The sequence below is a fragment of the Maritimibacter alkaliphilus HTCC2654 genome (genome assembly GCF_000152805.1).
Classification (GTDB): domain Bacteria; phylum Pseudomonadota; class Alphaproteobacteria; order Rhodobacterales; family Rhodobacteraceae; genus Maritimibacter; species Maritimibacter alkaliphilus.
Genome location: NZ_CH902581.1, coordinates 14,112 through 27,546 on the forward strand (window position 1 = coordinate 14,112; position 13,435 = coordinate 27,546).

The 13,435-nt window shown below is 60.5% G+C and carries 15 protein-coding genes; all 15 read left to right on the forward strand.

Annotated features, from left to right (window positions below):
* Positions 1 to 227: 227 nt before the first annotated feature.
* The 15 genes from repC to RB2654_RS21865 all read left to right on the forward strand — a co-directional run bounded on the left by repC (position 228) and on the right by RB2654_RS21865 (position 13,418).
* Complete coding sequence (gene repC, locus RB2654_RS21805; protein ID WP_008335985.1) at positions 228 to 1,283, forward strand: plasmid replication protein RepC; 1,056 nt, start codon at positions 228 to 230, stop codon at positions 1,281 to 1,283.
* Positions 1,284 to 1,389: 106 nt separating this feature from the next.
* Entirely contained in the window at positions 1,390 to 3,552 is a 2,163-nt protein-coding gene (locus tag RB2654_RS21810) for a ParB/RepB/Spo0J family partition protein (protein ID WP_008335986.1), read from the forward strand.
* Positions 3,553 to 3,651: 99 nt separating this feature from the next.
* Entirely contained in the window at positions 3,652 to 4,125 is a 474-nt protein-coding gene (locus tag RB2654_RS21815; RefSeq protein WP_008335987.1) for a UCP036055 family protein, read from the forward strand.
* Between the two features lie 385 nt (positions 4,126 to 4,510).
* Complete coding sequence (locus RB2654_RS23760) at positions 4,511 to 4,675, forward strand: hypothetical protein (protein ID WP_008335988.1); 165 nt, start codon at positions 4,511 to 4,513, stop codon at positions 4,673 to 4,675.
* Positions 4,676 to 4,929: 254 nt separating this feature from the next.
* Complete coding sequence (locus tag RB2654_RS21820; protein ID WP_008335990.1) at positions 4,930 to 5,982, forward strand: hypothetical protein; 1,053 nt, start codon at positions 4,930 to 4,932, stop codon at positions 5,980 to 5,982.
* A 753-nt stretch (positions 5,983 to 6,735) separates the two neighbouring features.
* A complete protein-coding gene (locus RB2654_RS21825; RefSeq protein WP_008335991.1) occupies positions 6,736 to 7,140 on the forward strand; it encodes a single-stranded DNA-binding protein in 405 nt (134 codons plus the stop codon).
* Positions 7,141 to 7,220: 80 nt separating this feature from the next.
* The gene (locus RB2654_RS23535; RefSeq protein ID WP_008335992.1) at positions 7,221 to 7,382 is read left to right on the forward strand and encodes a phage holin family protein; all 162 of its coding nucleotides are present in this window, start codon (positions 7,221 to 7,223) and stop codon (positions 7,380 to 7,382) included.
* A 199-nt stretch (positions 7,383 to 7,581) separates the two neighbouring features.
* Positions 7,582 to 8,877 carry a reverse transcriptase domain-containing protein gene (locus RB2654_RS21830; RefSeq protein WP_050772063.1) on the forward strand — a complete coding sequence of 432 codons (1,296 nt, stop codon included), beginning with the start codon at positions 7,582 to 7,584 and terminating at the stop codon, positions 8,875 to 8,877.
* 172 nt (positions 8,878 to 9,049) lie between these two features.
* The gene (locus RB2654_RS21835) at positions 9,050 to 10,249 is read left to right on the forward strand and encodes a hypothetical protein (protein WP_008335994.1); all 1,200 of its coding nucleotides are present in this window, start codon (positions 9,050 to 9,052) and stop codon (positions 10,247 to 10,249) included.
* Between the two features lie 93 nt (positions 10,250 to 10,342).
* The gene (locus RB2654_RS21840) at positions 10,343 to 10,843 is read left to right on the forward strand and encodes a hypothetical protein (protein ID WP_007803268.1); all 501 of its coding nucleotides are present in this window, start codon (positions 10,343 to 10,345) and stop codon (positions 10,841 to 10,843) included.
* 96 nt (positions 10,844 to 10,939) lie between these two features.
* The gene (locus RB2654_RS21845) at positions 10,940 to 11,458 is read left to right on the forward strand and encodes a hypothetical protein (protein ID WP_040885986.1); all 519 of its coding nucleotides are present in this window, start codon (positions 10,940 to 10,942) and stop codon (positions 11,456 to 11,458) included.
* Positions 11,459 to 11,713: 255 nt separating this feature from the next.
* Positions 11,714 to 12,091 (forward strand): DUF6915 family protein, encoded by a 378-nt coding sequence (locus RB2654_RS21850; protein ID WP_008335996.1) that lies wholly within the window; start codon positions 11,714 to 11,716, stop codon positions 12,089 to 12,091.
* Between the two features lies 1 nt (position 12,092).
* On the forward strand, positions 12,093 to 12,290 hold the full coding sequence (locus RB2654_RS21855) for a hypothetical protein (RefSeq protein WP_008335997.1): 198 nt from the start codon (positions 12,093 to 12,095) through the stop codon (positions 12,288 to 12,290).
* A 71-nt stretch (positions 12,291 to 12,361) separates the two neighbouring features.
* Entirely contained in the window at positions 12,362 to 12,781 is a 420-nt protein-coding gene (locus tag RB2654_RS21860; RefSeq protein WP_008335998.1) for a hypothetical protein, read from the forward strand.
* A complete protein-coding gene (locus RB2654_RS21865) occupies positions 12,774 to 13,418 on the forward strand; it encodes a DUF8835 domain-containing pootine (RefSeq protein ID WP_008335999.1) in 645 nt (214 codons plus the stop codon). Before RB2654_RS21860 ends, RB2654_RS21865 begins: the two co-directional genes overlap by 8 nt.
* The last annotated feature ends 17 nt before the right edge of the window (positions 13,419 to 13,435 follow it).

Below are 13,435 nucleotides of genomic sequence, written 5' to 3' on the forward strand. Positions count from 1 at the left end.
CCAAAAACACGAGCAGAGGAGAAAGGCGAAGACCAAAAAGAAAAGAGCCCCCCAAGGTTTCCCCCGGAGAGCCCTCATCATCTGATTTGCACCTGTGATGTAGCAATCTCCGACATACCGGTCAAGAGTCACCGATTCGGTGGACGTCTTTTTGTTGCCTTTTCTCGCCAAAAACAGCGGGAAGAGCCGGGGAAGTTGTGGGCCGCAACGGTCGTCGTTCAACAAACATGGCATTCACAAAGCTTTCCGTTCAGACCTTTGGCGTCGGCAAGGGCACCCCCGCCACGTCAACACCTGAAACCGACATCTGGGCAGTCTTCCGCGCGCTCAGAGATACTCGCAGCCTGTTCGGTCTCCGTCCAGGACATGTTCAAACGCTCCAAGCGATGCTGAGCTTTCTCAAGCCTGGGCATGGAGACACAGTCTTCGCTTCCAACGACGAGATCTGCCGTCGAGTTGGCGGGATCGATGAACGAACCCTCCGTAGGCACATCGATCGCTTTGTTGAACTCGGTTTCATGAAGCGCCACGACAGCCCAAATCGCAAGAGATACCGAGTGAAGTCCTCCGAAGGTCAGTCCATTAGCTATGGCTTGTCGCTGGCTCCGTTGCTCGCGCGTGCCGGCGAACTACTTGCGACAGCCCAAGCGATGGAAAACGCTCGTCGGGATCGCGTGTTTTTGCGAAAGCAAATCCTAACCAAACTTGCTCAGATCGACGAAACTGACCCCGAGAACGAACTCACTCATCAGGTACGCCGAGTTCTTCGGAGGAAGCTCTCGATCGCGGAGTATCGTGCTTTGCTCGGCGAACTGGAGGCTCAATGCAAACAGATGTCCACCGCGGTGGACGCACCAGAAACAATGAAACTGCCCGCCAATGACGGGCAAACTGTCCGCCACCATTCTAAGTCTAAAAAAGAACAAAAAGATTTAGAAAGCGGGACCAACAGCGAAACACTTCCCCTGCAAACGCTCACAAGCGTTTGTGACCAGGCTACATCGTTCGCAACCAACACACTTAGGAACTGGCACGATGTCGAAAGCCACGCGAGAACGCTCGCTCCAATGATGGGAATCCACGAAAGCACCTTCGAAAAGGCTGCTAGGAAGATAGGCTCTCAAAAAGCATCATGCGCCATCTTCATAATTCTCCAGATGAGCAATCGCATCCGAGACTTTGGAGCGTATTTCCACAGCATCACGCTCGGTCGCAGAGAAACTGACTTCAACCCATCACTGTTGTTGGAGAGGCTTTCTCGTTCTGGGGCAGCAACTGGGTGATGTCCACCGCGGTGGACATGTTGAGAGGGAGAGATGGGCTGTGAAAGGGGTGACGGGAAGTGAGATCGGAAGAGTGGCTTCCGGCGCCCGTCGTGGAGAAGATCTGATGGCGAAATCTGCCCAGAAAGTCACCCTGTCCCCGTCCCGGGACATACCCTTCGACAAGCTCGTGCTGAGCCAGTCCAACGTCCGGCGCATCAAGGCCGGTATCTCGGTGGAGGAACTGGCCGAAGACATCGCCCGCCGTGGGTTGCTGCAGAGCCTGAGCGTTCGGCCCGTTCTGGCGGATGATGGGGCCGAGACCGGCAAGTTCGAAATCCCCGCTGGCGGCCGACGCTTCCAGGCCCTGTCTCTCCTGGTGAAGCAGAAACGCCTGGCCAAGACCACGCCCATTCCCTGCATCGTGCGGGATGCCAATTCCACCATCCTCGCCGAAGACGACTCGCTCGCTGAGAACATGCAGCGTGCAGCCCTGCATCCGCTCGACCAGTTCCGCGCCTTCGTGGCGTTGCGGGAGAAGGGTCAAGGCGATGAAGAGATCGCAGCCGCCTTCTTCGTCACGCCGCAGGTGGTGAAACAGCGCCTGAAACTCGCCGCCGTGGCCCCTGCCCTTCTCGAGCTCTACGCCGAGGACGAGATGACGCTGGAGCAGCTGATGGCCTTCACGGTCAATCCGGATCATGAGCGGCAGGTTCAGGTCTGGGAGGCGATCCGGTCATCCTGGAACAAGGAGCCCTATCAGATCCGGCGCATGCTGACGGAAACCTCAGTGCGGGCCTCCGATCGTCGTGCCGTCTTTGTCGGCGTCGATGCCTATGAGGCAGCTGGCGGCACCATGTTGCACGACCTCTTCCAGGTCGATGACGGCGGCTGGCTGGAAGACCCGGCCCTGCTGGATCGTCTGGTTAGCGAGAAGCTTCAGGCTGAAGCCGAAGCGATCGCGACCGAAGGTTGGAAATGGATCGAGGTCTCGCTCGACCTGCCCTATGGCTACAGCCACGGTTTGCGGCGGCTGAGCGGAGACCCGGCGCCGATGACGGATGACGAAGGCGCGGCCCATGCCAAGCTGCTTGCCGAGTACCGGGCGCTCGAGGAGGAATACGAGGGCCAGGATGAATTCCCTGAAGAGATCGACGTGCGACTTGGCGAGTTGGAAGTCGCGATGGAGAAGCTCGAGGCCCGGCCGCTGATCTTCGACGATGAGGAGATCGCACGGGCAGGGGCGTTCGTGACGCTTGACCGCTATGGCGAGCTTGCCGTTTATCGGGGCTTCGTGCGGCCCGAGGATGAGCCTCGGGAAGATGCCGACGTCCACAGCGGTGAACAGGCGTCAGACGGGCAGGGCGCTGAGCTTTCATCTGCGAGCAGCGCGGATGGTGTCGACCACGGCACGGTGATCACCTCTGCCGGTCAGGCGTTTAGCGTCAACGTGCCGGACGACGAGGACGATTGTGCGTTGAAGCCCTTGCCCGAGCGGCTGATCATGGAGCTGACGGCGCACCGGACATTGGCACTGCGCGAAGCTGTCGGTCGCTCCCCTGACGTCGCGTTGACGCTGCTGCTCCTGAAGCTCGTCAATGATACCTTCCGGACGTCCAGTTCGGCCGGCAGCTGCCTCGAGGCTTCGGTGCGTCACGTCTACATGTCGGCGCAGGCGAGCGACCTGAAGGACAGCGTAGTGGCCAAGCTGGTGGACGATCGCCACGCGGAGTGGGAGGCCGACTTGCCGCTCGGCGACGATGCCGCTCTCTGGGACTACCTGACCTCCCTCGATCAAGCGAGCCGGCTGTCGCTGCTCGCGCATTGCCTCAGCTTCGGGATCAACGCGCTCCATGAGAAGGTGAACCCCTATGGTGCAGGTATCTCCGCCGACGGTTTGACCAGGCGGATGACCCAGTCGGACTTGGTCGCACAGGCGGTCGAACTCGACTTGGTCGAGGCGGGTTGGGAGCCGACGGTCGATACCTACCTGAACCGCGTGCCCAAGGCACGGATCCTCGAGGCTGTGCGCGAGGCGAAAGGGGAGGGGACGGCGCAGCTCCTCGATCATCTGAAGAAGGGCGAGATGGCGACCGAAGCCGAGCGTCTGCTGAAAGGCAGCGGCTGGTTGCCGGAGGTTCTTCGCCGTCACGACCTCGAGGCACTCGACGGTGTGGAAGGGCAGGGGGCGTCTGACTCCGACACCGAGCAGGCCGAAGATGTCGACCTGCCCGCCTTCCTTACAGCGGACTTGCCGAGCAATGAGGCATCGATGATGGCCGCGGAGTGATCTGCGCCATCCGAGGGTGGGGAAACCCGCCCTCAATCACATAAAAATCAACAATATCAATAAGATGAATGCAATTTTGTGCATTCAGAATGAGGAGTCATGTCTGCAACCACCATTCTCGACACCGCGCCCCTGGGGGCGCTCATTCGCTACACCGACAACAGTCCGAAACCGCCTGCGCGGTTCACGAAGAAACTCGCGGCCTGGGAGCGCTCGAACGGCGTTGGCCGTCTCGTCAAGAAGGAGCCGCCACGACCCTATCCGACCTGGACGGCGCCGGCGTCGTTCACGCTGTACGAGGGGAACTTCTCCTCGGACGGGGTCATACTCGTGACGATCATGCGGACCCATTCGGCGGATAGCGCCTTGACCTTCGAGGTCGCTGAGGAACCACAGCCCGGGCAGGTGCGTGTCCTTTTGGATTTCGGCGGTTGCACGGAGCTGCTCCACCTGGCCGAGTCTGTCACGGCTGCGGAACTCTGGATCGCCAGAGAAGGCTATCGTAACGCGCGGCTGGAGATTGTCGGCAGCGAGGACGGCGATAGGGCAGGGAACGCAGAACTCGCCGCCTGAGCCTGAAAAATCCAAGGGGCCCGCCAAAGCGCGGGCCTCTCACCAATCACGACCCTGTCCTGCGAGATCGCGGGGCACCATAGGATCCAATCCAACACGGAAGGAGGTCTTCTACCAAATGTCTGCCGGGAGGCTGGCAGCGATAGCATCAGCGGGACACCCGGCTCCAGTCAGCGGTCGCACCATCCCCCGCTCGCCATTCCCTTCCTTGCCCCGAATCCTGTCTTCGAGATCAACCCGCGAGGGGTCGGACTACGGGCGAGCCCGTGCCGCCGGGTAGATTCGGACGAGCCGAACGCACCCGGTGATGTCAGCCAGTTTTCGGGCCAGCGGGGTCCTGTCGCGCGGGGGATGGTCCTCCGCCTCCAAGACAGGAGCCAAACAGATGTCCCGCAAAGATGCACATGCCTTCGCCGCCTCCCTCGCCGCCACGCTCATGGTTTCGATCGTCGTCTTCCAGGCAGGTGATGGAACCTTTGGCGCCGTCCCCGCCGATGAAATCGACGGAGACGAGGTACAGGTGGTGGGTGAGATCGACCCCTGGGCGTAACGCCCACGGGATCGAAGACGGCTCGGGTTCGGAGCAAGGCTCCGATCCGGGCCTTTCGCCTGTCCACCGTTCCGGCCGACCGGCAGAATGAGCCGACGATGGTCGGCATGCCTTTGCATTAAGAAAACAAGCTCGAGCGTTAGCCAATCTGGCTTTGCACAGACATCAGCGGTCAATTGCAGTGCAATGAATGCAGCTTGAACATCGTCAGGGTTCGTCGGACACTGCGTTGTATTTGGTTCGGGTCACGTCGCATGCTCTACAAATCATTGATTTCCTTATACGGTTCATCGCTTGCGGGTAAATCGGCTCCTGCTGACGACCTGGTTTGGCACTTTACGCCGTCCGAGGATCTGAGGCTTTTTCGCGAGTATGCGCTCGATGCCCTACAGCAGGCAAAAGTATACCTGCTCGACCATATGGCTGCAGCCTATGCCGATACGCTTCATGACGCAGTCGCCAAGCAGGCTTCGGAAACCGGTCTTCCCGCAATGGCCATTCTGGGTGAGGTAAAGCTCCCCGCCGACGTTGTTTGGGTCGAATTTGACGATCGAGAGCTGGGTGTCGCGCGCTTTGAACGGGCTTCACATGTAACGAGACATGACGACAAACCCATAGGCACTGGTCTACGCGGCTATCTCATCGATGATCGAAACAATGGCCACTTGCGCATCACGATGTTCCATCGCCGCGACAATTCGAGGGTCGTCGATCCAATCTGCGCTTTGCTCGTGAAGCGAACTCCGACAGGCGAGTTGAACTACGACAACGTCGAAGTCGAGTTGAGCCGTTCCATGGTCGAATTCCGTGTGCGGAGCGGTGATACGATGGAAATGATCAACGGTCGGCGCACGGTGCACCAAGTTGAAACAGGCTACGATCTTTTCATCCCCTACGCGCTCTTTGCGATGCTGGCTTCCCCGGACTTGGGTGGCATCATTCCCACGGAAAACGAGACGTTCACAGCCAAGGATGCCAAGACCGCTCGAAAATTCGGGAAGTCCTGGATTCTAGGCGCGCAGAAATCCCATCTTACAATCCGCATTGGTCCGCAGGCCGCGGCTCACATGCAGGAGCGGCAGGCTCGCCTTGAGTTCGAGCGTCAGGTCCAGGACGGGCGAAGCGGCCCTGTTCGCCATTGGGTGAGCGAACATGAGCGGCGCTATCGCAGCGGTAAGGTTGTGTTGGTGAAGGGGCACCACAGAGGGCAATTGCCTGCGCCTAATCTGCCAACGCGTGTGATGGGACCAAGACCCGAGGCAACGATTTTCGAGTTGGACGCAGTTGATCCGTCCGACCCAGACTGAACCCGGAGTTTTCCATGCAGCCATGTCGTCCGCCGTCAATCTATCGTCGCCACATTGACGAACAGCCGTAGTTTTCGGCCGTGACCGGACCAGGTCGGCGCCAAAAGCTCAGAATGCCGGAAACCCTGCGATACCGGCGCACAAGCGGTTTCCATTCTCCCCGATCAGTTCGGCCAGGAAGTGGTCCATCCCGTGGCGATAACTTCCGCCTTGGTGCAACCTTTCGCCATCTGCCAATCCGAGACCGTGGGGATTGACCTGGCGGCTTTCTTCCGCATTTTCTGCAGAGCGTTGGGCGACAATGTCCCGAGATCGAAATCAGCCGTTGGTGCGGTTCGTGTCCTGAATATTCCGGTATCGATAGCCTGTCTCGGCAAGGCCCTGCATTCCCCTGCAGGGAAGGGCAGTGGGGCGAGAGCTGGTGATAGCCACTTTGGCCGCTGGTGGGGTGCTGGGCTTTGGGTCAAACAGTCCGATTGGCAAGGGGACATGGTCTGGCATGGGCTCCCCGCATCTCTCTGTCTCCTGGGCCATCCCTTCGACTGACAATCCCCTAATCCCGTTCGGTCTCCTGCGCGCAACCCCGCGTCAGTCCGGGCCGTGTTGGCCGCCTTAGGCGTCCTGCCCGCTCCACCCCGGTCCTTTGGGGGTTTCCGGTGTCCATGCTGTCCACCGTGCACGCGTCACCCGACGGGCTTTTTCAGGGTCTTGTCGAAGGGACGGTCCCGAAGACAGGACACACAGGAGCTTATCATGCAGAACATCGTCATCCTCGCCGGCAACATCGGTCAGACCCCCGAAGTCCGCACCACCCAGAGCGGCACCAAGATCACCAACTTCAGCCTCGCCACCTCGCGCCCCCGCCTCTCGGAAGGCCGTGTGATGCGCGACGAGAACGGCTACCGGGTCATGGACACCGAATGGCACCGCATCACCTGCTTCAACGGTCTCGGCAAGACGGTCGCCGAGCATTGCGAAAAGGGCATGAAGGTCCTCGTCCACGGCCGCATCCACTACACCAAGTGGATCGACAGCATGGGGAACGACCGCTACGGCTGCGAGATCATCGCCGAGAAGGTCGACTTCCTGAGCCGCCCGAAGTCGGCCGAGAACGAGAACCCCGAGCTGGTCGACCGCGACGACGAGATCCCGTTCTGAGGAACGGGGTCTCACCCTCGGGCCCGGCGGGGAAGCTTGCCGGGTTTTCCAACTGCTGACACCAACGCTGATTGGCAAAATTGTTTTTTCGCAACCTTGAATTGCCGACACTCGCTCACCAAATCGTTATTGCCCGCGGGAAATGGCCCACGGGTTTGGCCGTTGAACTTGTCAACTTCTTTATGGTGACCTGGCAGCACGATGCCGAACAGCATCGCCGCGACCAGAGCCAGACTGAATGAGACACTGAGCATAGCTCGGACCTCCACGGTTACATTATACCACCTCGCGTTTCGAGACCCGTGTCTGCGAGGCGTTCGGAAGTGAGACGCTGAACGTATACGCTGACAGAAGGTGGCGTGCGTTCGGGGGACGCCCGGCCTAACAAACCGGAGCCCAGGGTCAGGGCCAGTCCTCCGAACTCTGCGACAAGGAGGCTGAATGCCGCTCGATTGGTTTAAGTCTAGAGGCTACCGCCATTTCGATCTTCCCGTTGGCGAGAAGTTCGCTGGCAAGGCAATGGACCCGGACTTCGTGCTCAAGCACTCCTTCCTCCCACTCCTGCACTACACGAAATCCGAGAAACGCTACAAGAAGTGCCCGAAGACAGGGAAGCGGACGATCACTTCGAAGGACCGCCCGATCAAATACGCATCGCACCGGGACGCCTGTATACTTTCGTTCTACGCCAGCGAGATGAATAAGTTGCTGGACGCCCATTATAACGCCGCGGGCCTCTCCGATAGCGTTTTGGCCTATCGTGCACTCGGGCGTGGTAACTACGATTTCTCGGCGGAAGTGCTTGCGTTTGCCAAGACCCATGCCCCCGTCACGATACTGGCGTTCGACGTCAGCAGCTTCTTCGACAACCTTGACCACACGCTCCTGAAACGCCGCCTAAAGGCAGTGCTGGGCGTAACCTCGCTGCCCGAACACTGGATGCGCGTGTTTCGGGCGATCACCGCGTTCCACTATGTTGATATGGAAGAGCTTAAGGCGAACGCCACGTTCTCCTCCCGGCTCAAGGAGAAAAGCCGCGACCGGATCGCCAGTGTCGAAGAGCTCAAGGCCAATGGCATCAAGTTTCACCCCAACCCCGAACTGGCAAAGGGGCATCGGCGAGGCATCCCTCAGGGCACCCCCATCAGCGCAGCAGCTTCGAACCTGTACATGATTGATTTCGACGCGGCAGCGCACGCTTTCTGCGACAGCATCGGTGCTTTGTATCGCCGCTATTCGGACGACATCTTGGTGATCTGCGCCCCTGCTCACGCCGCAGCAGCCGAAGCCAAAATCATGGATCTCATCAAGGCAGAGAAGCTGGATATCTCTCCCCACAAGACCGAAAGGACCGAGTTCACGGGTACGGGCGTCGTAGCGGGAAAAGCAGCACAATACCTAGGCTTCTCGCTCCACGAAGAGGGGCCAGCCATTCGAGAAAGCTCCCTCGCTCGGCAGTGGCGAAAGATGCGAAGGGCGATGCGCCGAACCCGCAAGATCGCGGAGAGAAACATCGCATCTGGAAAATCGACTAAGGCACACACCAAACGCCTGTATCGCCGTTTCACCCACCTGAAGGTGCGTGACGACGAAGGTGTTCGGATCGTACGCAACTTTTCTTCCTATGGGCGGCGCAGCGCCTCCGCATTCGGCGATGACGAAAAGATCACTCAGCAGATCAGGCGGTTTGAACGTGCCGCGCTCCGTGAGATCCAGGAACTCAAGAAGATTAAATAGACTTGCTCCTTCGCATGTTGGACCCGATTGCGTTTTCCCGATAGTGCATTGACATCGACGCGGAAGTTAACGCGGCGGAGCCGGCCACCGAGAGTGAGAGGAGTGCCGGATTCCCGGTGACGGGTTGAGGGCTGGGAGAGTGGCTCCCGGCGCCTGTCGCGGGAGATAGCCGATGGGCGTTGTGGAAGTTCTGGATCCGGTTCAGCCGGCGGGGGCTGGTGGCTGGAAAGTGGATGTAAGCCGGGGCGAGCGGAACGGGCGGGTGTCGTCCGAATGGTTCAACCGGCCGGATGACGAGCGGTATCTCTCGCTCGACGATCTCTGGGCGAATGTGAAGGGTCGCTCTGAGCGCAGCCGCAGCCGGGTGGTACAGACCGCCGATATCAGGGTCGAAGCGGCGCGCGACAACGCTGAGCGGTTGCACCTGATGCTGCCGAAAGCGCATGAACCCGTTGCGCCGACGCATTGGGCCTTCGGTCAGCTTGCCAGCATCGTCGGCGCACCGGCGTCTTACCTGCGACAGCTGCCCGCGCCGCTGGCGGGGATCAACCTTCAATACGGTCTGACCAATCATCGCGCCGAGCAGGTGAAGACCTTCGAGACCGAGGACGGCCGGACCGAACTGCGTGCTGTGACCGGCCCGGACTACGGCCGCATCCACGATTTCGAGCTTGTCGAGGCTGTGCAGCGCATCGCAGGCAATGGCACGGGCGACACGCGCTGGAAGGTGCCGGGCGTGCTCGACTGGTCGACCGGAGTCTATAACCCCGATGTCGAGATCAACCGCGATACGACCACGCTCTATGCGTCTGACCGCGATGTCTTCCTGTTCCTGGTCGACGATCGCAACCCGATCGAGGCGGGCAAGCTGGCGGACGGCTCTCCCGACCTCTACTTCCGGGGCTTCTATTGCTGGAATTCCGAGGTCGGTGCCAAGACACTCGGCATGGCGAGCTTTTACCTGCGGGCGGTGTGCCAGAACCGCAACCTCTGGGGCGTCGAGGATTTCCAGGAGATCAAGATCCGCCACTCGAAATACGCCGCCTCGCGCTTCGCCCATGAGGCGGCTCCGGCGCTGACGCGGTTTGCCAATTCCTCGCCGCAGGGCTTCGTGAACGGCATCAAGGCCGCGCGGCAGCAGGTCGTGGCGCGCAGCGACGAAGACCGCGCGGATTTCCTGCGCAAGCGCGGCTTCTCTAAGGCCGAATCCGGCAAGATCATCGAGAAGGTACTGATGGAAGAGGGCCGCCCGCCCGAGAGCATCTTCGATTTCGTACAGGGGATCACGCGGCTTGCGCGCGACAAGACCCAGCAGGATGCCCGCCTTGATATGGAAGGGCGCGCCAAGAAGCTTCTCGATCGCGTTGGTTGAGGTGGCGACCGGAGGCGATATCGCCTCCGGTCTCGTCCCTGTTTCATCGATCTGCTACCGTGCCCGACATGTTTAGGTATTGGAAGTACGCGCATGGAAGAAATCGATTGGTCAGATCGTGCATTTTATGATGACGGCGAATGGGTTACCTGGTCGGAAATCGACGAGCAGCTTCGCTACAAGGAGTGGGGCGCTAAATACCCGAACGCGATCCGGTCTATGATCCCATATTTTGAGGATCTCCTGTCCCTCGCGGAAAGCTATCACCTCGAGACCGGCCTTCACCTCTCTGTCTACGGCGATATCGGTGAGCTGTTTGGTGCTATCACGTACGGTATCAAGTTGAACAAGACCTATGCCCAGGGTGCTGACGGAAGACTTGGCAATGATCATGTCGAGGTCAAGACCATTACGCCATTCAAGACAAAGGATGTGGTTGTGGTCGACACCAATGGGCATTTCAACAAGCTCTTGGTTGTAAAGATCAACGAGGATTTTCAGGTCTCGGGTCGGATGATCGACCGAAAAGATCTCCCAAAGCGCGAAGGGCGCTACTTACGGGTTCGATGGGGCGATTTACCAACGCCGAAATGATCGGCCCGATCAGCGACAGAGAGTCCGAGGGGGCGGTTTGGTCTTTGACGGTTTGAAGCGGGGAGAGAGGCTCTCTGCACCGTCGGAGATATGCCCATGTTCGACCTTCCTCTCCAAACTCAGCCGGAAACACAGCAGACAGGTTTGCCGCCGAGCTTCCTGACCGTTCTTGCAGATCAAGACTTGCCGTTTGCACTCACGACGGCTTGCCATGTGCCCGCGGCTTTCATGTCCGGGCAGGCACGCCCCAAGGTACTGGAGCGGTTTGCCACGCTGGCCGAGGCCATGCAGGGAGCAATCGTTCACGCCGAAGATATCACACCTGAAGACGCGCCGCGCATTCTGGCAATCCTCGATCGGGAGGGCCGCCTCGTTCTGGCCGGGGCTACCAATGATGGTGGGGTCGCATGGTGCCACCCGGTCTCGGATGCCGCCGAAGCCCGCGCCGTCGTGTCCGAGGCCAGCCGGACCCGCGCGCAGGCCATACGAGCGGCCAAGTGGCATGAACATGGCCTCGCGCGAAGGCTGCGGCACCACGCCGATCTTCTCGATGCCCGGCTTGTCGATCCGCTCTGGCGCATCTTCGCCGTTCGCGCCCTGCAGATCGCGGCGTGACGCCCGAGAGTCAGAGAAGGGCAGGGGAGGATGTGAACCTACGAGGACGAGAGAGAGCTTCGGGGTTCAGATCCTTTCTCTCATTTCGGAGTTTCCAATGTCCAAGATCGAACCCACCTTGGCCGCGCCGATGGCGCCGTCCAGGATTGATTTCGCCGCCGTGCTGGCTCGGCAGCGCTCGCTCCATCCACCTCGAGTTCAACGAGCGCTTCACCTCGTCCGAACTCTATACCCACGATTTCTGAGGGGGCGGCGATGGCACATCCGTATCACCACGCCCTGTCATCGGTGAAGAAATGGGGCGGTACGGTCGAGGATTACCTCGCCGTCCATTCCTGGTTCGACCAGAGCAAGGAGATCACAGCCGACTTTCGGCACCGGGCGCTGCGCCACCATGCGGAGGGCATCTTCATGGCCGAGACGATTTTCGGCCCGACCCTCACCCTCTCGACCGGGCGTGTCATCCCGACCCGCTGGGTCGGCGAGCAGCATGTTAAGGAGGACCTCGGCTTCATCCCGAGCTTCGTCGATTGGATGAAGGCGATTCGGCCCGAGCCTTGGATGGGTCGGACCGAACGGATCGAGGCACAGGTCGATCCGCATCTCGTCTCGCCCGTGGTTGAGGTCACGTGACATGACCGATCCCACCTATCTAAGTCTTGGCTTGCCGCCGACCGCTTCGCCACTGGCAGTGGTTCGCGCGGCGGTCCGAGCGCTCCACCCCAACACGCGCGCACTGCGCGGCTTCCGGGCCGCACGCAAACGCTTCTACCGGCAGATGCTCTCCGCGCATGCCGCGCGACAGGCAGCGGACGACAAACCGACCGGCTGATCGCTCCCGGCCGACCCTTCCAATCCAGTACTCGGCCTTCTGGCCGGGTCTTCCCCATTCAGGAGGTCCCCATGGCGGATTACTTCACCCATTTCTCGTGCCTGATCGACGTCGGCAGCCCTGACAAGGCTGCCCGTGCACTCGCGCTGTTTCACGATCTGCGCGCTGCGGATCAGGACGCCGACGACCCGGAGGTTACGGGCTTTGATCTCGTGCGCCAGGACGCGCCCGAGGGCAGCAGCCTCTGGATCCATGATGACGGGAACGGCGATGTCGAAGCCGTCATCCGCTTCGTCCTGCGTCTTGCTGAAGAGCTCGACCTCACCGGCCCTTGGGGGTTCCAGTATTCTCTGACCTGCTCTCGGCCACGACTCGACGCCTTTGGTGGCGGCGCGCATGCCATCGATCTCGGCGCGCGCAAATCCATCGGCTGGTCCAGCACGCAAGAATGGCTGGCCGCCGCATTGAACGGGGAGGACATCGATGCCTGAGGTGATCTGCACCACTGTCTACCAGTTCCCCGAACTCTCTGATGCCGCCAAGGAGAAGGCGCGCAGCTGGTATCGCGAGCTTGGCCCCCATGACGATTGGTGGGATGCGGTCTATGAGGATTTTGAGCGGGTCTGCGAGATCCTCGGCATCCGCCTGAAAACCAACCCCGTCCGCTTGATGGGCGGCGGGACGCGGGCCAAGCCCTGCATCTGGTTCTCAGGGTTCTGGAGCCAAGGCGACGGGGCCTGCTTCGAGGGCTACTGGTCCCACGCCAAGGGCGCGTCCGCGCGCATCCTGGACTACGCGCCCACGGATGCTACGCTGCAAGGCATCGCCGACCGGCTGCAGGCCATTCAGCGGCGGAATTTCTACCAGCTCGCGGCCGAGGCCAGCCACCGTGGCCGCTACTATCATGAATACACCATGTCGGTGGACGTCACGCGGGACAGCCCGACCTGGCAGCTGCCGACCGAGGACGCGGAAGAGATCGTGACCGAGGCGCTGCGTGATCTGGCCCGCTGGCTCTACCGCCAGCTTGAGGCCGAATACGACCACCTCACGTCGGACGAGGCCATCGAGGAGGGGATCATCGCGAACGCATATACGTTTACTGAAAGAGGGCGGCGGTTCGGGTAACAGAGATCAAAGCGCAA